The organism is Robbsia andropogonis (assembly GCF_034047095.1).
GTDB classification, from domain to species: Bacteria; Pseudomonadota; Gammaproteobacteria; order Burkholderiales; family Burkholderiaceae; genus Robbsia; species Robbsia andropogonis.
Genome location: NZ_CP139170.1, coordinates 1,413,600 through 1,436,941, shown reverse-complemented (window position 1 = coordinate 1,436,941; position 23,342 = coordinate 1,413,600). Strand labels below are relative to the sequence as shown.

Genomic DNA, 23,342 nt, shown 5'->3' with positions numbered 1-23,342 from the left:
GCATCGTATCGGATGCTTGTCCGTGACGTAACCATCGTTCCCTGCCTGCTTACTGCCCTGCCTGATCAATGCGAATAGCCTACTCGCATTCGATTAACTATCCTCACTACGCCGTCGCAACTGGCGACAAGCGCCTCGATCGAACCCAGGCTGCGCCGGTTAGGCACCTCGCCCTGCAGCGTCACCCAAGCACGCTGCACGGCCACATGCACGCGATCTGTATCCGCGTCATCCGCTGAAGCAAGACGCGTTGCAATTACTGTTGCTAATTCGTCGTCCGTTCCACGACGATTGGCATTCCACGCAGCATCGCCTTTGACTCCCACGCCACCGCCAACAGGGCCGTCATCAGCATTCCGCAGTGTTGCAAAGCGACTGCCAAGAATCGTCTGATGCCACATTGCTACCTCCATCAGGTCTGCACATCGCTGATAACCGATACTGCCGTTACTATCTTGTCGCATGTGCTTCGAGGTGTGTCGAGATGTGTCAGCCAAATCACTGGCAATCCATCCGCATCATTAGTAAGCGTGACAGTAAGCAAACGCCATGCCGGGGGTGACCAAGTCGCTAAGGAAAGTAAGCGGCAACGTGCGTTATATAGATCATTCGCATCCCACCCGTCGGTGTGCACGCGACATACGTAGGGGAATACCGGCCCATTTCCTGCGAAGCGATACCAGGCCCTGCGCTCACCAGCGGACACAAGCGTACACACGACGTCAACGGCAATTCCAGCGTCCGCTCACGTAAATCTTTCGCACTTTTACCGCCAGCCAAACCTCGGCCAGGCGGTTGCATGCAGGTAAAAGAACACAATTTGGAGAGCTGGCACACTCGTTGCTCTAAGAGATCATCGCAACGGCAGACTTGATATGTTCCGGTGCGCAGCAAGAACCGATTCCGGTTACTCCCCATAGGGTCACGCGATTTTCTTCCACGACCCGCCCGAGCTGACACCGACATACCCGCTATCGCACCTGCTGCACCTTTTGCGCCTGGCGGCGGTTAAGCGGCCCCATGACCGCGCCAACAAGCCATTTAGTTCGTTGACGTCACAACGCGAGCCGGTACTGATCCGGGGCTGCAGGATGTCATCGACACGGGCGGTGCGCTCGCGATACTCCCGTTCTTTTGCAAAATGACACAGACGATTGCCGAGGTAGCCAGTGAACCACCCATCGATTGAACTTCGCGCCAAACAAAGTCTGACCTTGACGCCGCGCATGCAACAGTCCGTCCGGTTGCTGCAGTTGTCTGCGTTGGAATTCACGCAGGAAGTAAACGACGCATTAGCGAGCAATCCATTCCTTGAAAGCGACGAGCCGGGATCAGGCAATGAAGCCGATACGGGCGAGCGTGCAAACGCCGTGGCAAAGGAGGCCTCCGACAGCGGTGAAGTCCTCGACTACACCACGGCAGCAGCCTACAGCAGTGCTACCGACAGTATTGATCATTTCGACGGCGCCGCATTTAGCGGCGATGCCGCAAGCGCTGCCATTAGCAACGCCAATGATGCAATGCGTGACGGCAATCTATCTAATACCGTGGAAAGTGGTCCTGACGGGCTGACGAGCGCGGAAGGCGTCAGCGGTATTGGCGAGATGCAGGAATTAGGGTCAAACGACGGCAGCAATGAGGGCGGCGGCGACGGCGCGGACCCTTACAGCAGCCGTCAATATGGCGGCGACGGCTTCGACCCCGGCGAGTGGATGCACGCGGCGCCGTCTTTACGCGAAAAACTACATCAATCACTGCGCTTGACGCCCCTCGACTCACGCGATCGCCTGGCGGCGTTGATCGTCATAGAATCGCTAGAAAGTGATGGCTATCTTAGGATGTCATTCGACGAACTGGCGGACATCAGTGATTGCGATCCGGCGTTGACGCATGAAGAACTCGACAATGCAGTCACGCTTGTACAGACGCTGGATAAGCCCGGCATTGCAGCACGCAATCTGGGGGAATGCCTGCAACTGCAATTACAAGCGCTGCCCGCCTCCCGTCACCGTGATCTCGCCATCGAACTGGCCGGCGCGCATTTGGGGCGACTGGCAAAACGGGAACACGCGGAGTTACAAAAACGCCTGGGATGCGACGCCGACACGCTGCGAACGGTAACCGCACTGATTCGCAGGCTCGACCCAAAGCCGGGCGAAAGCACGGCAGTGGACGAACATCAATATTTGATTCCAGACGTCATTGTCCGACAAGTCAAGGGCAAATGGACGGTCGCCATCAACCCCGCAGTCATGCCACGCGCGCGGGTACATCGGATGTACGCGGACATGTTCGCGCAAAGCGAGGGCAGCAGCCGCTCCCCGCTGGCGCAGCAACTTCAAGAGGCGCGGTGGCTGTTGCGCAATGTGCAGCAACGGTTTTCCACGATTCAACGGGTAGCCGAAGTGATCGTTTCACACCAGCGCGCGTTTTTCGACTATGGCGAGATCGCATTGAAGCCGCTGGTGTTGAGAGACGTGGCGGACCAACTCAATCTACATGAGTCGACGGTATCGCGAGCGACGGGCAACAAGTACATGGCGACACCGCGCGGCATATTCGAATTCAAGCACTTCTTCCCTCGCGAGTTGGGAACCGAAAGCGGCGGAACCTGTAGTGCCGCGGCGGTCCGCGCGCTGTTGAAGGAAATGATCTCGGCGGAAAACAATGACGCGCCACTGTCTGATGTCAGTCTGGCGAAACTGCTGGCACAACAGGGGGTGATCGTCGCCCGTCGCACCGTGGCCAAGTATCGGCGGCTGATGAAGGTACCCCCGGCCGAACTGCGTCGGGCCGGTGCATGAGCAAAAGGAAGCACCCACGCCACGCCCGGCCCGGCGCTTCCTTTGAAACGATATGCTTGCAAGTTGAACCTGCGTGGCAGCAGTCCTGCAATAGATGCAGGCACCGACGGGGGATGTGCATCAAACCTTTTTCAAAGCCGATGGCGCCATTAATGGCGCGAGCAGACCACGCCGGCGTGCTGCCGACGCCATGACCTCGGCACCCAACAGGAAAACAGCCGCCGAGTAAAACAGCCACATCAAGACAACAGCGAAGGAGCCTGCGGCACCGAATGAATTCGCCGTACCTGCATGAGCAAGATAAAAGCTGAAGACATTTTTCCCGGCTGAAAATAGGAAAGCACTTGTAAATCCGCCATACGTCGCGCATCGCCATTCCAGCAATGCATCCGGTACGAGTTTGAGCACCGCGGTAAATGCGCCAAACAGGATCAAGAAACTAAGCACTCTCTGCACCACATCCGCTAGCATCACTGCATGTGATGCATCACCGATGACCCACGCCTCCGCAACCTTGACAACGGTGTCAAGCACGAGCATGAAGACGATCAGGAATCCCGCGCCAATCACCAGGGCGAATGAAATCAATCTTGTTCGAATCAGTTTGGTAATCGTGGCGCGTGCGCCGCGGCCGGCCGTGACAAGAGGCGGGCAAATATCGTTTAGTGCGGTAGTCAACGATGCGAATGTCGCTGATGCGCCCACGGCAACCACTATCACCGATATGACCGTGGTTCCGGCGACCACCCGCGCGTTCCACGCACTACTGATCATCGCCTGGATGCTGGTGGCGGCCTGATCGCCAACATAATCCTTAATCTCGGCGACCAATCTCCCCTGCGCCGCTTCCGCACCATAGAAAAAGCTGATGATTGCAATGATCAGCACCAGCGTTGGCGCGAGCGAAAATGCGGAGTAAAAAGCGATGGATGCGGATAAAGACGCGCAGCGATGTTCGAACCACCACCGTAGCGGCTCAGTCACGATAGCTATTCGGCCAGTGATATGGGGAAACGGTCCGGCAGAGTAGCCAGAAGTGTCCGGGTCGGCTTCTGCTTTACCTGAGCAAGGCAAAAGCGGGCCGCTTGCGTCTCCCGGAGCATCCGGGTCAGACATCGACAAGGGAGATTTTGGCAATGACATGGGCGCGGAAAAATCCAGACCAGCGCGTCGATCGAAAAGCGGCTTTATGCACGCGCTGCGTTGGCCGCTCTCCAGGCGATAATGGCGCGGCCCGGTTCAAACAGAAGATAGAGCGGCCAATGCCTCCGTCGGCATCATCGGCCCGGTCACCCTGCCCTCCTCCTGGCAATCACCACGGCCTTCGGCAAGCTGCGACAGCCCATCGAAACGACCGGCATAACGCGCCAATAAGGATTCGAGCAGTGCGGTATTACTTGGCTTGGTTACATGGAAGTCAAAGCCTGCCGCGCGTGCCTTTGCAATATCCTCGGGCAAACCATAGCCGGTGACAGCCACCAACAAGGCACGCGGCGGCGCTTGCTCCGCATCGTTGGTGAGCTGAGCAGCCTGCCTGCCGTGACGCGCACGCGCACGCGCACGCGCACGCGCACGCGCACGCGCCTGAGACGATGCCGCGGCGTTTACCTGATCGCTCATCTCTTGCACAGTGCGTTGCGTTTGCACGGCCCGCAACGCATCGCATGACGATTGCACTTGCGTCTCACTGGCTCGCAAAGAAGCCGCCACGTCATATCCGCTCATGCCAGGCAATCCGATGTCAAGCAGCACGGCGTCCGGGCTATAGCCTGACGCCATACGCATGGCCTGATCGCCATCGTAGGCAAGACGCACATCATGGCCCCAGCACTCCACCAGCAACGACAGCGCTGCCGCAGCGTCCGTGTTGTCATCCACGACCAGGACACGCAATTTACGCGCGGCCCGCGCACGTGGCTCGGCTTCCTCAAACGCCACCGGAGCCCGTCGATACCACGTCGGCGACACGTTCTTGCTCGCATTCCCCATTGCCATCATGCACGCCTTCTCTTTTCGATATCGAATGCCGCCTGTTCAACCGCGCCATCGTTATCGTCGACGGAGGCGCTCCTGCTACCATCGGCGATGTCCGCCAGCGAATCCATGGCATCGGGCACCAGGTCGGCATCGAGGACTGTCGTGCCGGCGCCGTCGGCCGCGGCACGCTCGCCAGTACCGGCGCGGTCCGTGTCGCTGTTCAACTCGAGATCGCCCTGCTCCAGCGCATGCGTGTCGAGTTCGCTTTCCACGCCACGAGGGTGCCGGACCGCCCCTTGCACATCACTGCCCGAATCACTTGAATCACTCGGTCCGAGTGCACCGGTGTCATGACCGCGACCTAAGACCTGTCTGCCGTCTTCGGGGGGATGCAAAGTGCTTCCTGACATAACGCTTCCTCCTGCATTCGTGTAAGACGGTCTCACCTACCCACGCACAAAACATGGCACACGGGAGACCGCTCGTTTGCGTATAGAGATGCAAAAGACGTACCAGCAGGTAAAAACGTCAGCACCATGACACGAAGATGAATGATCGATGAAGATGGGTAAGAGTACACCGGGCAAATCCGGCAAAACGACGCAACCTTTACCACATCATGCGGCCTGGCGTTTACCTCGCGGACGCTTCACGGCCCGAAGATCACGCATGAACGTATCTCGCCAGACTGAAAGATTGTTTTCCTGCAATCGCGTCATCATGTCGCGGTAGCGCGATTGCCGCTCCGGCAACGCCATTGTCAGTGCCCGTTCAAGCGCCTCGCTCATCTGAGCAACGTCGAAAGGATTCACGACAAGGGCTCCCTGCATCTCGTCGATTGCGCCGGCGAACTGCGACAATACTAATACGCCAGGATCGTCAGGGTCTTGCGCCGCCACGTATTCCTTCGCGACGAGGTTCATGCCATCCCGCAACGGCGTAACGAAACCCACTTGCGACGCACGGAACAACGCCATCAACACGTTGCGCTCGTACTTTCGATTGAGATATTGGATAGGGGTCCAGTCGAGCTGCGCAAAGCGGCCGTTGATCCGGCCCGCCTCCCCTTCGAGGCGCTGCCTGATCCGTTGGTACGTTGTAACATCCGAACGTGTCGGCGGCGCGATCTGCACCAAGGACACCCGCCCCTGAAGGCCCGGCGAGGATAGCATCAACCGCTCAAACGCAGCGAAACGTTCGCCAAGCCCTTTCGAGTAATCAAGGCGGTCGACGCTCATGATCAATGCCCGGCCGCGCATGCTTTCACGGACGCTGGCAACCAGCCGGCGATTCGAATAGTCGCGCGCCGATGCTGCGATGGCATCCGGATATACACCGATCGGATAGGCGCCTACGCGCGCCGTACGGCCGAACGCCTGGACCCGGCCATCCTCGAACGCCTCACCGCCTGCATCCCGCACGACGTAGTCCTTGAATGACCGCGCGTCCTGCACGGTTTGAAAACCGATGACGTCGTATTGCATCAACGCTTCGATCAGCGCACGGTGCGGCGGCACCGTATAAAGCACCTCGGGTGCCGGAAAAGGGATATGCAAGAAATAGCCGATAGGCTGTTTGGCGCCCAACTTGCGTAGCGCCGCGGCGAAAGGAATCAGATGGTAGTCATGCACCCAGACAACGTCGTCAGGCTGCAGCAACACCGATAACTGCTGCGCCAATGCTTCGTTCACGCGCAAATAGCCGGCGTACTCCTGGCGATCGTATCGCAGCAGATCGTTGCGGTAGTGAAATGCCGGCCAGAGGGTATTGTTGGAGAAGCCCCGGTAATATTGATCATAATCACGCTTGGTCAATCCGACCGTCGCGAATGTGACGTTACCCCGGGTTTCGGCCGTTGGCGCCAGCACCTCGGGGACAATTTCGCCGCTCCAGCCAAACCAGAGGCCGCCCGTCTCCTTCAACGCATCGAGCACACCAATCGCCAAACCGCCCGCCGCCGGTTTGCCTTCCGTGCTGGGTGCGACCCGATTCGATACCACTACCAGTCGACTCATCCATCTATCCACTTTGACATGACGATTCTACAATTAATGCAAAAATCGTGCCTGGATGAGATATCGCAACGTGGTCTGACATGATGCGGTACAAGTCACTCGCTAATGCCATTCCCACCAGACCTCGCGTACGCGCGCGCCCATCTTACTCGGTGACGGCAGGACGTCCGCTGAGGGCGAGCATATCGATCAACTGTGATGGCGCCACAGGCTTGACCAAATATGCATCGAAACCCGCGCGCAAGGCGCGCGCGCGATCCTCCACACCGGCATAGGCAGTGACAGCGACGGCGAAGATGGCTGCGATCGATCCGTCCATGGCACGCACGGCCTGAATGAGCGCGCAACCGTCACGCCCGGGCAGGCCGATGTCGGACAGGATGACCTGAGGCTGCCATTCCGCCAGTACTTGCAACGCCGTTTCGGCGTTGTCGGCAAGACGCACATCCGCCCCTTCATCGCTTAATGCTTCCGCGATGATTTCGGCCGCGGCCTGATCGTCCTCGACGACCAGCACACCAATGCCATAAAGACGGCCTTGATACACTTCCTCGTTCTTCACGCCGCCCGCTGTGCCGGCGAGTGCCGCGGCACTGTCTGCCGCGGTGACCACATACCAACCTGCATTCCCGGACGACGGGGCCGCCATGTCTCGATCATCGGCACCATCCTCCGACAACGGCGTATATCGCAATACCGGTCGTGCGGGGAAGCCGACCCGGAACGTGGCACCTAGCCCTAGGCCGTCGCTCTCGACAGCGGCGTATCCGCCGTGAAGCTCGGCCAAGTGCCGCACGATCGCGAGCCCCAGCCCCAGCCCCGAATGCCGGCGCTCAATCGACGAATCCGCCTGGCGAAAACGATCGAATACGAAAGGCAGGAAAGCCGGCGCGATGCCTTCGCCGGTGTCACGCACCGACAACACGAACATCGCCCCACGCGACGCTGCGCCCGCCTCCGCGAGCTCGGCCGCCTCATCGAGCGACAAGACGCCAGACACCTCGGTGTTCCCGACGGGATCCGATACGACCGTTCCGCGATGCGTGCCTTGCCCGGCCTGCGCGGAATAGACTGATACCACTACCGTACCACCTTCCGGGGTGAATTTCAGCGCATTGGACAACAGGTTCCATGCAATCTGCTGAATGCGCTCAGGGTCTCCGTTCACCGGAGCGACCGTAACCACATTCGATGCCGCGTCGCATTCGGACGTTGCGGGCATATCGTTTTCAACAAGGAGCGAGATCGACTTGGCGTCCGCCGTTGGCCGCAGCGATTCCGCCGTCGCCCGCGCGATTTCCAGCAAGTCGACGGGTCGTACCACCAGACGGGTCTTGCCCTTTACAAAGGAAGAGACGTCGAGGATGTCTTCGATGACCCGCGTCTGCGCCCGCACGTTGCGGCGGATCACGTCCATCCCGCGTGCCTGCGTTTCGGCATCGGGCTTGCGTTGCATGATCTCGAGCCAGCCATGCATCGCATTCAGTGGGGTGCGCAGTTCGTGCGACACGGTGGCGAGGAACTCTTCCTTCAAGCGGCTCGCCTCCTCCGCGGCGCGTCGGGCATCAATCGCTTCCGACAGCAATTGCTGGCGTTCGGCATCGACGATTTTCATCTCGGAAATATCGACGAAGACCGCAATGGCACCTACCACGCTATGATCCTGGTCGATAACAGGCGCCGCATACGCCATGATCGTCCACTCACGCTGCGCGGAACGTAGCGTCAATTCCGTAGGTACGATTTCACACCGTCCGCGTACCGCGCGATGCAGCGGCGAGTCGGCTTCCTGCAGCAATGCGTCGCCCTGCCAGATTTCATAGCCGGTCTGCGCGCCACCATCGAACGAAAACTCGGCCGCGCGTTCGAGACCGAGCATCGTCGTCAGCGCCATGTTCGGGCGAACGTGGCGGCAGTCAGGTGAGTCCGCAATCACCATACCAACGGGCGCGATATCGAAAATAGCCTGCAACTCCTGCGCACGGCGCACCAGTTGCGCACCAAGATGCCGCACGCGACGCTCACTGAGCCGCCGCTCGCCAATATCCCGCAATACAAGCACGACGCGCGTGGCGCCCGCGATATCGGCCGCACGCAGCGCCTCCGGCAATGTCACCCGGAAGGCGGCGAGCGACACGTCGAATTCCCGCCCATCGCGGGATCGCATCGTCAAATCACGATCAACGACCCGTTCGCCAGCGATCGCCATTCGTACCGTCTGCGACAAAACCGCATGCCGATCCGCGCTGACGAGCATGCCAATGGACTCGCCCAGGACATCTTCCACCTCATACGCAAACATCGAGCGCGCGCCGGGATTCCAGCTACCAATCACTTCGTTGGCCGAAACGCCGATGATCGCATCTACCGAGGCCCCGTTAATGTGTCGGGCATGGCTGTCGCGAGCAAGCCTCGCGCGCACCGCACGTCCGTCGCGCAGCATCACCCCAACGGCATCGATGACACCGGATGGATTCCTCAGCACCAAGGGCGCGATCATCAGTGGCAAGTCGGCCACCGCGATGGTGGCGTCTTTACCTCGTGCCGTCCCCATCATGTCCGGTGCGGCGCGATTACCTTCGGCATTGACTCGTTCGACCGTGGATTTCGTCCATGTTGCTACACGGCGCAAGACAGGCATTGCATCGACGGCAGCCCCCTCCGTACCGAAACCGTCGACATCGGCGAACGCACCTTGTGAATCAAGCGCGGACGACGGATCCATTGGATCGACCGGCTTGCCGCTCTCTGTCCAGAGCGGCAACAAGGCGCGAATAGAGGCGCCCTGCGCGTCACGCGACGAAACGCCAAGAAGGGATTCCGCAGCCGCATTCATGTACAGGACTACCCCGGACAACGATGCGACCACCACCGCCTCCCCGGAGTCGGCATAGCGATCAGCCGCCTGCGTGCGAATACCGCGTAGGCGACGCGCCTGCAGGCGGCGACCGGCAAAGGCACCGCAAATGATCGCGCAAGCCAGCAGCAGTAATCCGATCGATATCGCGAGACCGGTCCAGTCGGAAGAAAGCGCAAGAAGGGTCGACCACTCGCGCGGTGTAATGTCCGCGCCGAAGGCAGGCACACTAGCACTCAGCGCTATCACCGTCGCCATCAAGGGGACTGCTTGCCGCACCCGGCCGCCATTGATGCTGCTGATGGCGCACGCTTTAGGCAACGCGGATGGCATAGCCCGCCAAGACCTTTTACAGGGCCTTGAAACAGTGGCACGCGGACGGCGAAGGAGAAACGGAAGCATGCGCGACGAAACGAAGAGATTCGTGCCGCCGGCATCCCGGTTTATGGGACAAGCCAGCCGGAGGCGCGCCAGGTTCAGCGGGTTGGAAGAATGCGCCGGGCTAGGACGACACTGTCTACTTTACCACTTTGCTCCGTGTTGACACTATGACATCAGTAAAATTAACCGTTGCCATGCGGGAAAGTTGCACGGTAGGGCCGTTGACCTGCAGTTCATGACGCCGCGGACGGCTGTTCCGGGCCGCGAGGGGGATCACCAATCGGCGGCATGTCAGGCATCGGTGGTTCCATCGGGGGTGACTGAGGTTCAGGCGGTTCGATGGGTGGCGTGGGTGGAATAGGCGGTATCTCGGTGGGGCTAGGTGGCTCGGGGGTTTGCAGCCAGATATGTCCGCCAATGCCGTGCAAAAGCGGCATGGCATGCGCGCGCCATTCAGGAGGCCGCCTTACGTCGGCAACGCGACGATGCATGGAACCTGGAACAAAAGACATCATGTTTTCCCCTTATCTCACCTCAAGGTGGCTGGTTACGTTCACCGACGAACGCATAAAAGCATGCGCAAGGTTTATGCCGTAAATTGCACCTCCTGCAAAAACGCCATGCGAAAAGCTTTTTTCAACGTCCCGGACGCAGTCAAAGCAGTATCTGCAAGCGCTGAGTAGAAACTGCGATTACGACGTAGATTATGCGCGTGCCCCCTCCTTGAACACGCCGCGGTTACCCGGCCAGTCATGCGGGCCACATCATTCAATACGTCGGACAGCTGTATATGGCGGAATCGGCCGCCCGCGCAGATCGCCATGTCTATGGCGCCGCGCACGAAACCTGATGGCATGCCATTTGCTAAATGATCGCGGCGCATCCGCGCGGCATTGGGACCCGGCGTCCCAATACAATTGCGCCGCAGGCCATGTCCCGCGGCGCTTTCTTCCAACGCACTTCGAGAGAGATGATCATGTCGCACACCGTCCGTCGTCCCCGACTCAACGAGGATCGGCCTTTCCGGGAGCACGGCAAAGAGCGCAAAGCCCAACGTCAGCAAAACGCCAAGCGGATGCGCGTACGCGAACGGATGTCGATGCAAGAAGACAGAATGCCGGACGCACGTTGGTGTTAAAGTCGCGCAGGGGTGCTATACGTGAGCCCTGCATGCCATTCAGCACACGAGGTCGTGCGCCACCGCAATTGACTTCCTCTTGCCCGCATGCGCGCTTCGACGATCGTGATGCGGATCATAGAAATGCAAACGGGGCGCTCATCCAGCGCCCCGTCCATGGTGCCGTCATCTCACGCATACGGCGCGATAACGATGCCGACTATGCGAGTTCCGTCGACGAGTCGGTGTCGCCGGTCGCATTGCGCGCATCGTCACCGTATTCCACCAGCCGATTGTAAAGCGTCTTCAAGCTGATGCCCAGAATTTCGGCCGCACGCGTTTTTACGCCGCCGCATTGGTCCAGTGTCGCCAGGATCAATTGACGGTCGGCTTCCGCAAGCGATGTACCGAAAGGTATGGTGACGGACGTACCCGCCGATGGCTTCGACAGTGAAATCTGCAGCGGCACGGCGGCGGTATTCACGTCGTCGGACGCCGACATGATGTAAGCGCGCTGCACATAGTTCTTCAGCTCACGCACATTACCCGGCCAGTTATACGCCAGCATCGCTTCGATACCGGACACCGGAAACCGTTTCTTTGTACTGTAGCGCTCGTTGAGCCCACCGAGAAAACTATCCGCCAGTAGCTGGACATCGTTCTCGCGCTCGCGAAGCGGCGGCAACTGAATCGGGAATACGTTCAAACGATGGTACAGGTCAAGGCGTAGCTTGCCTTCCAGCACGGCCTGTTCCGGGTCTCGATTTGTTGCCGCGATGAGGCGCACGTCTGTCTCGATTTCCTTGGCGGTCCCCACGCGCATGAAGGTACCGGTCTCAAGCACCCGGAGCAACTTGACCTGCAGCTCGATCGGCATTTCGGTGATTTCGTCGAGGAACAGCGTCCCGCCATTCGCCCGCTCGAAATACCCCTTGTGCTGACGATCCGCGCCGGTGAAGCTGCCGCGTTCGTGGCCGAACATTTCCGATTCAATCAGGTTGGGCGAGATCGCGCCGCAATTTACCGCCAAAAACTCGTGCTTGCGGCGCAGACTTAGCTCATGCACCGTCTGCGCCGCCAATTCCTTGCCGGTTCCGCTCTCACCGATGAGCAGCACAGAAGCGGCTGTCGGTGCGACACGATTGATCTGGTCATAAACCGCCTGCATGGCCGTGGAGTTACCCAACATCAGACCAAAGCGGCCGAAACGTCGCAGCTCTCCGCGCAGACTACCGATTTCCGCTTTCAGATCGCCCGCGCGCGGAATACGGTTGATGATCGCTTTTACACGCTGGAAATTGACCGGCTTCACCAGATAATCGGTGGCGCCCATCTTCAATGCATTTACTGCCGATTCCACGGTTGCGTGACCGGTAAAGACAATAATCTCGACGCCGGTGCGAGGATCGAGGTCCTCGAATAACTCCACACCGTTGCCGTCAGGCAGCTTCAGATCGGTGAACACCACGTCCGGCATCTGCCGCACGATCTGGATGCGCGCCTCGCGCAGATCCCCCGCCGTGGCAATCGTGAGTCCATCACTTGCAATCACGTCCACCAGCGCCTCGCGGGTGTTGGTGTCATCGTCGACTACGAGAATATGTGGCATGTTTGACTGTTGTAATAGACTGTTCCGCCACGAAAGCCCCAGATAGGAAACGTGCATTCGCCATACGCTTCCCATGTGGCGGCGTCATCATCGACTGACGCGGCATCCGGCCCTTTCGACCAGCTACCACGCGCGCCACTGCATACGTTACCGCAAGGGTTGTTTCCCGCAGCAAATGAGACCGATCGATTATACGGATTATAGAGATAGACGACAGGTCGCCCTGATCCTGCGCTTGGCGCAATCGCACCGGTACCCGCAGAGCGCCCCCCTGGCGAACGGAAAATACCTAGCTATGCCGAGCCAATGCATTGCGGGAGATAACGACGACACGTTCGCGGTGCGCCACGGCACCCTACCCGAGCGCTGACGATTTACATCACGCGCGCGGGAATACCCATGCATGCGGCGTTGATCCGACATCATCGCGATTGGAGGCCACCGAAGGCCGGCGCCGGCTCCGACGTGGCGTGCCAGCCGCCGCCACCTCGGCAGGGGCACCGCCTTCGCCTTCCCAGCGCGACAACGGCCGCGCGGCTTGTGCCGCCGCCTCCGCCGATGCTGCCGCGCTACGCCGCAAGATCCAGACCGCCGCGCCACTCAACAATGCGGCGGCGGCCATCACGCCCGATTTCCGGTTCATAATTTGTCTCCTGAATATGGGTTTGCGACTTTCGATCGGCAAGCTGCACGCCATGTCAGCGAAAGTGTTTAACGATCCGCCACACCGCGAACGCCCGTGCCGCCAGACCGGGCAAGGAAGCCAGACGCGGTCGCAGACGCCACGTGAGCAGCGCCAGAATCGGCGCCGCGGGATAGAGCCACTGCCGGCGCTGCCTCGCACCTTGCCGAAAACGGTCGATGGTGCGCAGCGGACCAATCAAGGTACGTGCGGACTCCTGCAGCCCGCTGCGTTGCAATGCAATATCATCGAGCAACTGCTGCCGGCGCACTGACACTGGGGGTTTGGCTAGCTTATGCGCGGCCGACTGCCTGGCACCGGGCTGATCGAGGCGGCCATTCATTCCAACGTCTCCACGGCACGGCGATCTTTTTCAAATTCACTCAAGCTGTGGTTGAACAACGTTGTCGGTTTCTTCACCCGATAAATAAAGAAAACGACCGCGAGAAAAGCAACCACTAACGCGCCGCCCGCGAGCCAACCGATAGAAGCCAACCTGTAAGGCGTATCCCAATAAATCGCGATGACAAGCACAGCGGCAAAGATAACCGCCAGAAAAACGAAAAAGCATGCCACGAGCGCCGCGACCAGCAGTGCCAGAACACGATCACGCTCTTCCGTGATCTCCAACGCCAAAAGCCGCAATCGGCTACTGGTTGTCGCAATCACCCCAGAGATCAAATGACTGAGTGACTGCACCAGGCTTGCCTGTGCCATACACGCGCTCCTCCGCCTTGCGGGATAAATAAATCGCCCTGCCGGACCTGCCACTCAACGCGTCAAAAGCGCACCGAGTACGATGCCACCGGCCACCGCCATACCAAGCGCTTGCCATGGACTACTGCGCACGAATTCGTCCGCGCTTGCTGCCGCGCCCGCGCACTTGGCAACGCTCACCTCTTGCTGCTCACGCGCACGCTCACGCAGGTAGCGAAGCTGCTCCGTCAGACGCGCGCGCAACGCATCAATCTGCTCACCACTCGCCGATGCGGTAAGTCGCAGCAGCTCCTGCGTGTCGGCGGCAAGAACGCGAAGGTCCTCGTTGACCTTCGCGCGTCCCAATGCCAGCTTTACCGATGTATCCGCCATACGCCCTCCTTATAAGTCCTGCCCTCTTTTAGAACGCTGCGCGTACCGCGCATATCGACGTGAGAGGACATGGGAAAGACAAAAAGCATTTTTCATGCCACGCAGGTTATTCTTGTAAAAAAGCAGTACACTTACCGGTATGCTGAAATCAACGTCCATCACGGCGGCGAAACATGCGGACGCATGGCGCCGACTGCACGCGCCTGTCTTACCGCCATGATCAACATTCGTTGTTTACATCGTACCTTACGATGTCAAGTACGCACATTTCGCAGACCGATAGCGGCCTGCGTCAGCACCGATCACGCACACCAAGAAATCGTAATATTTACCGGCGGAATGTAACGGTGTGAGAATCGTTTATACGCTCTTTAAGAAAGATGAGGTCCATCAACATCGCGCCGCGGCAGCCTCTCCGATGCATGGGCAGCAGCGCCGCGCCATTGTCTATCCGGCATGAAGCGCGAAAGCCGGGTAGGATCGCGAGATAGGTCGCCACTGCGCGCGGCCGCAGCAATGTTGCATGGCAACGCCCGACGTGCGGATCCTTGCCTGTTTTTGTATCGCTGACGGAAATCGACATTTATGGCGTCATCAGATTCGGCGCAAGCCGCCGCTTCCAACCCAATCGCCTCCTCTGCAGCAACTGCGGAGGGCGCAGGGGCGCTGCCGCGCAAATCGGAAACAGCTCGCAAGCGAACCAGCACCAAGCAGACGATCAAGTCATACGGATCTTTGTTCGGCGGCTCGGACGCCATGCGGTCGTTGTATGAACAGATCGACCGTGTCGCGGCGACCGATGCCACCGCGTTGATCATCGGTGAGAGCGGTACGGGCAAGGAATTGATCGCGCGGACGATTCACGACTTTAGCGCTCGACGCGATGCACCCTTTATTGCGGTCAACTGCGGTGCGATCCCGGATAACCTGATCGAAGCGGAACTGTTCGGGCATGAGCGCGGCAGTTTCACCGGGGCGGCACAGGCGCGGGTCGGCTATTTCGAGCATGCCCGCGGGGGCACTATTTTCCTTGATGAAGTCACCGAGATGGCGCCGGTACGGCAGGTAAAACTGTTGCGTGCATTAGAGACCGGGACATTCTTCCGCGTGGGCGGCAGCGAGGAAGTATCGAGCGATGTCCGAATTCTCGCCGCGACCAATCGCGACCCTGCTACGGCGGTAAAGGAGAATGGACTGCGCGAGGACTTGATGTATCGCCTGGCCGTATTTCCACTGCGTGCGCCACCATTGCGGGAGCGCGACAGCGACCGAGAGTTGCTGGCCGAACATTTTCTTGCGCAATTGAACGCGCAGCATGGCACTGAGAAGGTGCTGTCGAAAACCGCACTGGAAACGCTGCGTGGCTATTCCTGGCCCGGGAATGTACGTGAACTGAAGAATGCGATCTACCGGGCGTACATCCTGGCGGAGAATACTGTCGAGCTGCCGCATCCTCACCTGAACACCCGTAACCGCAAGGCCGTTACGCAGGGCGACAGCATGAGTATCTGGGTAGGGACACCGCTGGCCGACGCACAACGGCAGATTATCCTAGCGACGCTGCGGCACTGCGGCGGGGACAAACGCAAGGCGGCAAAGGCGCTTGGCGTCAGCCTCAAGACGCTGTACAACCGCCTTGGTACCTACGAAGAAACGGCTGATGGTCTTGACAATGACGAACCGGCTTCGTAAATACGCACGCTCAGCCACGCATGGCTTGACGGCAGGCCATGCGAACGTGTGATCGCCTACGGTGGCGCCTTTGACGGCGACGATACATCGACCGCTCGGCCCTACTTTTTTATGACCGCTCCGGCATCGCGAGCGACACGTCGCTTTCATCGAATTATTGCCATGGCGTGAATGGAAGGTCACGTAGACGTTGGCCGAATCGCCCGGCATGGGACGCGGCGATTGATAAAAACTGAGGGTCACGTTTTACCCCGGGTCCACAAAGATTGCCGAACCGCCTGCGCGGGGTCGCGCTTGACGCGGACGAGATACCCCTGACCAAAAGGTTCTCCCTGTCCGATACGGCTTACCCCATGGAAAATCATTGCGATTAACGCAAATCGATGCGATGCTGTAGCGACAGGTTGCCCGCGATGGCCCGGCGCACTTGTCCTATCCGTACTCACCCGTTTTTGCTCCACGTCTACCGGCGTCACGCTCACTAGAGCGAACAAACACCGCAACTGATCGGAGCAATACCAATCCGTCCAACCGGTATATCCGTTCGGCAGAGGGGGGAACGAGATGGCCACGCAGGTTCTCAATGTATCATCGTCACTCGTCCAAGCTGGAGATCTGAGATGAAAGGCAACTACGTGGTGGTGTTTCGCGATGAAAATGCGGAAGCGTGCGATCCAATCATGGCCGAATACGGCACATACCAAACGCGACTGTCTTCCACAACCTGGATGCTGGATTCCATCGACGATGCCGAGGAATTACGCGAGTCGATCCTCGCTCGCCTGGGTAAGCATGCCACTGTCTACGTGTTCGAGACATCCGGCGTCGCCTACAATACGGTGGACAGCGATGCTGGCACCGCGCTACGTGCCCAGTTTCCACACTGAACGACGCCTGATTGGTTGAATAGCACCGTCGCTTGCATGGCGTGCGGTTTAGGCAGCGCTGCGAGGAACGTCCGTATTCGGTTGCATCGGGAAGCGCAGCTCGACGTGCAGCCCCTTGCCGTCGTCACCGCCGTTGGTGTCCGTACCGGCTGGGTCCGCTGCATTGCCATCTGTCGCGCCTAATCCATTCGACAGCAGGCAGATCCCCCCCGCCCGGCTGGCAAGCCGCTCGACAATCGCCAGCCCCAACCCGCAATGGGCAGTACCGCCACGCGCCGGATCGAGACGCACGAACGGCCTACTTGCGGTACCAAGCGCTGCATCGGGAATGCCCTCACCTTCGTCGCACACGCGAATAAACCATTGCGTGTCACGTTCCGCATCACCATATCGATGCGTCGGCACCGTACCGCAACGGCCGGTAGTAATACACACCGGCGGCTTGCCGTAGTTGTACGCATTATCAACGAGATTGGTCAGCAAACGATCGAGCGTGGCGACACTCAGTTGAAAGCCTTCACCGGCCTGCAGCACCAGCTTGAGCGGTGGGCGTTGCGGCCAGGCGGATTGGTAGTTGCGGGCAAAGCGCTCGCAATATTCGTCGACTTGATGTTGCGCACTTTGGTCAGCACCGTCATGGGCAAACACCAGAAACTGGTCGACGATATGCGCGAGCGAATCGACATCGCGCACAAACCCGTCACGCTGCTTATCGTTGTCGACCATCTCGGCGCGTAGCCGCAAGCGTGCAAGCGGCGCTTTCAAATCATGCGCTACACCGGCCAGCATGATCCCGCGATCGGTTTCGTTCTGCGATATATCGGCGATCATGCGGTTGAAGCGCCGCGTCAGCACGCGAAACTCGGCGGGACCCTCTTCCTTCAATGGTGCAACATCACGACCTTGACCGAAACGCGACGCCGCGATGGCAAGCTTGCGAATGGGGTCCTGCAGGCGCCATGCGGCAAACAACGCCAGCAGGACGGCCGCGGAAAAGCTCGACGCCAGCCAGATGAAAAGGCGGTCACCGTTCGGGCGTGGCGGCGGAGGCGGCCGCACGGACATGACGACCCAACTCGGCTGCCCCGGCGATAACACCCATAGCTTCGCGTCCTTTCCAAGTGTCGGGGCGCTGATGCGTACCTGCGTGCCGGACGGCAAGCGCGCCAGCAACTGGTCTCGAAAATGGTCTACGGGTGTATTGTCATCGTCGTCCCCCTCTGGCGGTACCAGCGGCGAATTCAACGGTATCGTGCGTAAGCGCCACGGCAGCGGTTCAGTCGAACCGCGTGCTTCGTGCTGCTCGACCGCCTCGATCAGAAACCGTGCTTCCTCCACGGCATAACTGCTACGTAATGCGCTTCGCTCGGCGCGCGTCACTGCATACCAGGCCAGGTGCGGGCACAATAAGGCAAGGATCACCAGCACCGCCAGCCGTACGAACAAGGAATCGAAAGTTCGGCGCATGCGCGCTCGTCTCGAACCCCGCCGGCGCACCAGAGGCGCTCCCGACGTAGCGGTAGCGCCGGTGGCGATAGGATCGTCCTCCTCCGTAGCGCGGCTTCGCGGCTGGCGCCTCAAGCGCAAAAACGACCGACCTTTCCCTTCGGCGGGGGCCACCCGGCATGTGGAACCATCAGACGAGCTGTTCATGACAGCGGATTAGCCTCGATCTGTCATCAACGCGCGGCTTCCGGGGCAAGCGACGCGGAATCCGGGTCCCCTTCGGGTACGAACACGTAGCCCCGGCCGCGCACGGTCTGGATAAAGCGCGGCAAAGACGGATCTTGCTCCAGGATACGCCGCAGACGCCAGACTTGTACATCGATCCCGCGATCGGTGCCATCGTACTCGGGGCCATGCAGCAATTCAAGCAGGCGTTCACGTGCGAGCGTTCGCATCGGTTGCGAGACAAACACCTTGAGCAATGCAAATTCGCCACCGGACAATGGCAATACCTGACCGTCGCGGCTCAAGGTCCGCGCCTGGAAGTCCAGCGTGAAACGACCGAAATTATAGGGCGCGCGTTGCTCTGGCGCGGCGCTGGGGACGTTGCGCCGGCGGCGGAGCACTGCCTGGATGCGGGCGAGCAGCTCGCGCGGGTTGAAGGGCTTCCCGATGTAATCATCGGCGCCCAGTTCGAGGCCCACGATGCGATCGACATCGTCGGCTCGCGCTGTCAGCATGATGACGGGAATGTCGTCGCCCGACCCTCTCAATTGCCGCAACGCGGCCAAGCCGTCCACGCCCGGCATCATCAGATCGAGAACGATCAAATCGGGCCGCTCGCGTTCGAGCCGACGTTCAAGGCCACCGCCATCGTGTAGCACCGATACCTCGATGCCCTGGCGTTGGAGATAATCGCGCAGCAAGTCGCGAAGTTCGGGGTCGTCGTCGACGATCAGGATTTGCGTAGTCATGGCAGAATTTTATCGGGGCTTTCACACAAGGGCGACTCATTCAGGACTGCTGCACCAACAAATGGGTTACATCATATTACGCAGCTCCCGGACGCGTAATCGGAAGTAACGTTCTGCACCAATTGTTCGGAGCCCGGTAACACCTTCGGTGCGGCGTTTCGCTTACGCTTTCATCAGGTTGTTGCCAGTACGAGGGGCGCCAACGCCTTGAATTGCCCCCACGGCACACCGCAGACACAGGGAGAATGACTATGTTGAAGAAGACCCGGACGGCTTTCACCGTGGCCGCCGCCATGCTGACACTCGGCGTGGGCGCGCAAGCGGCACATGCCCAGGATGCGGACTCCGCCCCGACGGCCACCACGCCGGCCGCAGGCGCGCCTGCCTCGAACCCACCAGGCATGCATAACGGCCCGCACGGCCCACGCGGCGACCGTCACGGGCCGCCCCGAGGTCCTGGTGGTCCTGGTGGTCCCGGGGGCCCCGCTTTCGCACATATGATGGACCGGCTGCACGCCAGTCTGCACCTGAATGCGACGCAGGAAGCCGCGTGGCAAAATGCGCAGACCACGAGCCGCCAGAACTTCGACGCGGTCCGCACGCAGCATGAAATCGTGCAGAAACAGTTGCGCGAGGCGTCGCAGCAACCAATCCTCGACCTCGGCGCGCTGCAGGCACAGCGACAGCAATTGGAATCAAACGACCTCGAGCTGCGCAATGGCACGGAGAAGGCGTTCGTCGATTTCTATAACACGTTGGACGATCAACAGAAAAAGCTCGTCAGCGACAGCATCAAGCAATCATGGAAACGCATGATGGAGCACGGGCGCCGTCCACCGCCCATGGGCGATCGGAAGGGCGATGCGCCGCCGCCACGTGACGCACCGCCGGATGCGCACACCACAGAAGCACCGGCCAGCTGATAACCGTCTCCGCGCAGCGCAGGCTCCGCGCCATGCGCGGGTAAGACATCAAGCCTGCGCGCCAGGCGGCCGGTGGGGCGCTTGGCCTATCGGAAAACTGATATCTTTTTCAAAATCGCACCCCAACGTTGGACGTCTGTCCAGCGTTGGGGTGTTTTTCATGGTGCACAGGGTCAGTGTTCTTCACTTACCTTCCACCATGTCCCTCTGACGATGAATCGTTTTTCCCCATTTCGTCATTTCCATTACCCGTTTCCCCTTGATATTGCAATAAAGCACGCTGAATGCTTAATTGGATATGCCGTTAATTAGAGGACGAGGTCTAAGTGTTTGCCTAAAAACCAGCAATCACTTCGATAGCACGACGACGACTCGCGGTAAAATGCGCCCGCTATCGCGGTTCAAACGCGCAGGTCATTTTTGTTTGCCTAAAATACGCTTGGCCTGCAAGGCGACACGTCATACGTTTTTGAGGAATTTCATGAAGAAATTGGCATTGTGTTTTGCACTGGCATTGATTGCCACCGGCGCAAGCGCGAAGGAATGGAAGACGGTGCGTATCGGGGTTGACCCGACCTACGCGCCTTTTGAGTCAAAGGCCCCGGACGGCAAGATCGTCGGTTTCGATGTGGATCTGGGCAATGCGCTTTGCGCAAAGATGCAAACCAAATGCGAATGGGTTCCGACGGACTTTGACGGCCTGATCCCGGCACTGCGCGCACGCAAGATCGATGCGATCATTTCATCACTGTCGATCACCGCGGAGCGCGAGAAAGCCATCGCTTTCTCGGCAAAACTGTTCGATGCGCCAGCGCGCATGGTGGCCAAGGCTGGTTCGTCGCTGAAACCGACGCCCGAATCGCTGAAAGGCAAGACCGTGGGCGTGGAGCAAGGCACGACGCAGGAAGCCTATGCCAAGAAGTTCTGGCAACCGAAGGGCGTGACGGTGACGTCATATCAGAACCAGGATCAGGTCTATGCCGATTTGAAATCGGGCCGCCTGGACGCCGCGTTGCAGGATGAAGTGCAGGCGGATGTTGGATTCCTGAAGACGCCGAACGGTCAGGGCTTCGCCTTCGCGGGTCCGGAAGTGGAGGACGCGGAAACGATCGGTGCCGGTACCGGCGTGGGCCTGCGCAAGGAAGACAAGGACCTGATCGCCAAGTTCAATACGGCGATTGCCGCGATCCACAAGGACGGTGAATTCGATACGCTGCAAAAGAAGTACTTCGACTTCTCGATCTATAAGAAATAAAACCCAAGCCGGTGCCCTGTCGTCCGAGACGACAGTCAACCGGCCAATCGGCGCGGACAACCGGGTCCGTCTCTGTCGGCCCGCGCAATCGACCCGCGTCATACAGACACACGGCCGCCTTGCGATTCGTCGCGGGAGGGCGGTGTCGGTCATCCGGGACAGGGTGATCGACCGATGGACCCCCACTTTATGTTTCTCTACGGCTATGGGCCGGTAATTCTCGAGGGCGCCTGGCAAACAGTGCAGCTCGCGGTGTTATCGGTCGTCGTTTCGGTGCTGATCGGCCTCATCGGCGCATGGTGCAAGCTCGCCCGGCACCCGGTACCGCGCTGGTGCGCGACCGTTTATACGACCTTGATCCGCAGCGTGCCAGATCTGGTACTGATGCTGTTGATCTTCTATGGCATCCAGATCTGGATGAACATGCTGACCGATGCACTCGACCTCAATCAGGTCGACATCGATCCATTCGTCGCTGGCGTGCTGACCATCGGCTTCATCTACGGTGCCTATTTCACCGAGACGTTTCGCGGCGCCTTTCTGGCCGTCCCGCACGGACAACTCGAAGCGGCATCGGCCTACGGCATGCGACCGTTCCAGGCATTCCGCCGAATATTGTTCCCGCAGATGATGCGGCATGCGTTGCCTGGCATCGGCAACAACTGGCAAGTGGTCGTCAAGGCGACCGCGCTGGTGTCGATCATCGGTTTGTCCGATATCGTCAAGGCCACGCAGGACGCCGGCAAAGGCAGCATGCGCTATTTCCTGTTCACGATCGTGGCGGCGATACTCTACCTGCTCATCACCACGGCATCGAATGTGGTCCTGCACGCGCTGGAACGCCGCTACAACGTCGGCGTGCGGAAGGCGGAGCTATGATCGATCTGATTCACGACTACTGGCGGCAGTTTCTGTTCACCGACGGCTACCACTACAGCGGGCTGGTGATCACGCTTTGGCTTCTGGTATTTTCGATTGCCGTGGGCTTCTGTCTGTCGCTGCCATTGGCCATCGCGCGTGTGTCGCCGCGATGGTGGCTGCGCCTGCCGGTCTGGTGCTACACCTATGTATTTCGCGGCACGCCATTGTATGTGCAACTCCTGATCATCTACACGGGCTTGTACGGACTCCAGGTCGTGCGTGACCATGAAATGTTGAACGCGTTTTTCCGTAACGGCATGCACTGCACGTTACTGGCATTTACGTTGAACACATGCGCCTACACGACCGAAATCTTCGCCGGTGCGATCAAGGCCACTCCGTATGGTGAAATCGAGGCCGCGCGTGCATATGGCATGTCTTCGTTCACGCTGTACCGCCGCGTGATCCTGCCATCGGCATTACGACGTGCGTTGCCTTACTACAGCAACGAAGTGATCCTGATGCTGCACGCGACCACCGTGGCCTTCACCGCGACTGTTCCAGATATCTTGAAAGTCGCGCGAGATGCCAACGCCGCTACTTACCTGACACTGCAATCGTTCACGATCGCCGCACTGCTTTACATGGCGATTTCTTTCGCACTCGTTTATCTGTTCCGCCGCGCGGAACGCCGCTGGCTTGCTTACCTCGCCACGCCGTCCCACTGACCTGCCTCAATCGTGACTCTTACCGCCGCATCCGAACCCGCCGCC

The 23,342-nt window shown here is 59.5% G+C and carries 22 protein-coding genes; 7 read left to right on the top strand and 15 right to left on the bottom strand.

The features are described 5' to 3' along the window. Positions 1-65: 65 nt before the first annotated feature. On the bottom strand, positions 66-464 hold the full coding sequence (locus SJQ66_RS19860) for a BON domain-containing protein (protein ID WP_320535219.1): 399 nt from the start codon (positions 462-464) through the stop codon (positions 66-68). Positions 465-1,226: 762 nt separating this feature from the next. Here SJQ66_RS19860 and rpoN point away from each other — a divergent pair. Next, a complete protein-coding gene (gene rpoN, locus SJQ66_RS19855; protein WP_046152776.1) occupies positions 1,227-2,804 on the top strand; it encodes an RNA polymerase factor sigma-54 in 1,578 nt (525 codons plus the stop codon). 120 nt (positions 2,805-2,924) lie between these two features. On the opposite strand, the gene SJQ66_RS19850 is transcribed toward rpoN, so the two are convergent. The 12 genes from SJQ66_RS19850 to SJQ66_RS19795 all read right to left on the bottom strand — a co-directional run bounded on the left by SJQ66_RS19850 (position 2,925) and on the right by SJQ66_RS19795 (position 15,114). Beyond that, entirely contained in the window at positions 2,925-3,788 is an 864-nt protein-coding gene (locus SJQ66_RS19850; RefSeq protein WP_024902075.1) for a YihY/virulence factor BrkB family protein, read from the bottom strand. 255 nt (positions 3,789-4,043) lie between these two features. After that, positions 4,044-4,802 carry a response regulator gene (locus SJQ66_RS19845; RefSeq protein ID WP_320535218.1) on the bottom strand — a complete coding sequence of 253 codons (759 nt, stop codon included), beginning with the start codon at positions 4,800-4,802 and terminating at the stop codon, positions 4,044-4,046. Then, entirely contained in the window at positions 4,799-5,191 is a 393-nt protein-coding gene (locus SJQ66_RS19840; protein ID WP_253462838.1) for a chemotaxis protein, read from the bottom strand. Before SJQ66_RS19840 ends, SJQ66_RS19845 begins: the two co-directional genes overlap by 4 nt. Before the next feature lie 207 nt (positions 5,192-5,398). Next, positions 5,399-6,796: an alpha,alpha-trehalose-phosphate synthase (UDP-forming) gene (gene otsA / locus SJQ66_RS19835; protein WP_253462837.1), complete on the bottom strand. Its 1,398-nt coding sequence runs from the start codon at positions 6,794-6,796 to the stop codon at positions 5,399-5,401. Between the two features lie 145 nt (positions 6,797-6,941). After that, complete coding sequence (locus SJQ66_RS19830) at positions 6,942-9,911, bottom strand: response regulator (RefSeq protein ID WP_024902071.1); 2,970 nt, start codon at positions 9,909-9,911, stop codon at positions 6,942-6,944. A 709-nt stretch (positions 9,912-10,620) separates the two neighbouring features. Continuing rightward, a complete protein-coding gene (locus SJQ66_RS19825) occupies positions 10,621-10,989 on the bottom strand; it encodes a hypothetical protein (protein ID WP_157685760.1) in 369 nt (122 codons plus the stop codon). A gap of 382 nt (positions 10,990-11,371) precedes the next feature. After that, positions 11,372-12,760, bottom strand: coding sequence for a sigma-54-dependent transcriptional regulator (locus SJQ66_RS19820; protein ID WP_024902069.1), 1,389 nt, complete (start codon positions 12,758-12,760; stop codon positions 11,372-11,374). A 379-nt stretch (positions 12,761-13,139) separates the two neighbouring features. Then, the gene (locus tag SJQ66_RS19815) at positions 13,140-13,403 is read right to left on the bottom strand and encodes a hypothetical protein (protein WP_253462835.1); all 264 of its coding nucleotides are present in this window, start codon (positions 13,401-13,403) and stop codon (positions 13,140-13,142) included. 55 nt (positions 13,404-13,458) lie between these two features. Next, complete coding sequence (locus tag SJQ66_RS19810) at positions 13,459-13,785, bottom strand: hypothetical protein (RefSeq protein ID WP_046152736.1); 327 nt, start codon at positions 13,783-13,785, stop codon at positions 13,459-13,461. Then, complete coding sequence (locus tag SJQ66_RS19805; protein ID WP_024902065.1) at positions 13,782-14,159, bottom strand: phage holin family protein; 378 nt, start codon at positions 14,157-14,159, stop codon at positions 13,782-13,784. The genes SJQ66_RS19810 and SJQ66_RS19805 overlap by 4 nt, the downstream gene beginning before the upstream one ends. A gap of 54 nt (positions 14,160-14,213) precedes the next feature. Beyond that, positions 14,214-14,531, bottom strand: a complete 318-nt coding sequence (locus SJQ66_RS19800) for an ElaB/YgaM/YqjD family protein (RefSeq protein ID WP_024902064.1) — start codon at positions 14,529-14,531, stop codon at positions 14,214-14,216. Between the two features lie 328 nt (positions 14,532-14,859). After that, positions 14,860-15,114, bottom strand: coding sequence for a hypothetical protein (locus SJQ66_RS19795; protein WP_046152735.1), 255 nt, complete (start codon positions 15,112-15,114; stop codon positions 14,860-14,862). 2 nt (positions 15,115-15,116) lie between these two features. Between SJQ66_RS19795 and SJQ66_RS19790 the strand changes: the two genes are divergently transcribed. Both SJQ66_RS19790 and SJQ66_RS19785 read left to right on the top strand, forming a co-directional pair. Beyond that, a complete protein-coding gene (locus SJQ66_RS19790; RefSeq protein WP_051504205.1) occupies positions 15,117-16,223 on the top strand; it encodes a sigma-54 interaction domain-containing protein in 1,107 nt (368 codons plus the stop codon). 620 nt (positions 16,224-16,843) lie between these two features. Next, a complete protein-coding gene (locus SJQ66_RS19785; protein WP_024902061.1) occupies positions 16,844-17,110 on the top strand; it encodes a hypothetical protein in 267 nt (88 codons plus the stop codon). 48 nt (positions 17,111-17,158) lie between these two features. On the opposite strand, the gene SJQ66_RS19780 is transcribed toward SJQ66_RS19785, so the two are convergent. Next, a complete protein-coding gene (locus tag SJQ66_RS19780; protein WP_024902060.1) occupies positions 17,159-18,577 on the bottom strand; it encodes an ATP-binding protein in 1,419 nt (472 codons plus the stop codon). Positions 18,578-18,789: 212 nt separating this feature from the next. Continuing rightward, positions 18,790-19,530: a response regulator gene (locus tag SJQ66_RS19775; protein ID WP_024902059.1), complete on the bottom strand. Its 741-nt coding sequence runs from the start codon at positions 19,528-19,530 to the stop codon at positions 18,790-18,792. A 251-nt stretch (positions 19,531-19,781) separates the two neighbouring features. On the opposite strand from SJQ66_RS19775, the gene SJQ66_RS19770 reads away from it, so the two are divergent. The 4 genes from SJQ66_RS19770 to SJQ66_RS19755 all read left to right on the top strand — a co-directional run bounded on the left by SJQ66_RS19770 (position 19,782) and on the right by SJQ66_RS19755 (position 23,297). Beyond that, a complete protein-coding gene (locus tag SJQ66_RS19770; RefSeq protein WP_320535217.1) occupies positions 19,782-20,453 on the top strand; it encodes a Spy/CpxP family protein refolding chaperone in 672 nt (223 codons plus the stop codon). Between the two features lie 481 nt (positions 20,454-20,934). After that, a complete protein-coding gene (locus SJQ66_RS19765) occupies positions 20,935-21,708 on the top strand; it encodes an ABC transporter substrate-binding protein (protein ID WP_024902057.1) in 774 nt (257 codons plus the stop codon). 189 nt (positions 21,709-21,897) lie between these two features. Further along, positions 21,898-22,587 (top strand): ABC transporter permease, encoded by a 690-nt coding sequence (locus SJQ66_RS19760; RefSeq protein WP_024902056.1) that lies wholly within the window; start codon positions 21,898-21,900, stop codon positions 22,585-22,587. Continuing rightward, positions 22,584-23,297, top strand: coding sequence for an ABC transporter permease (locus SJQ66_RS19755; RefSeq protein ID WP_024902055.1), 714 nt, complete (start codon positions 22,584-22,586; stop codon positions 23,295-23,297). The genes SJQ66_RS19760 and SJQ66_RS19755 overlap by 4 nt, the downstream gene beginning before the upstream one ends. Positions 23,298-23,342: the final 45 nt, after the last annotated feature.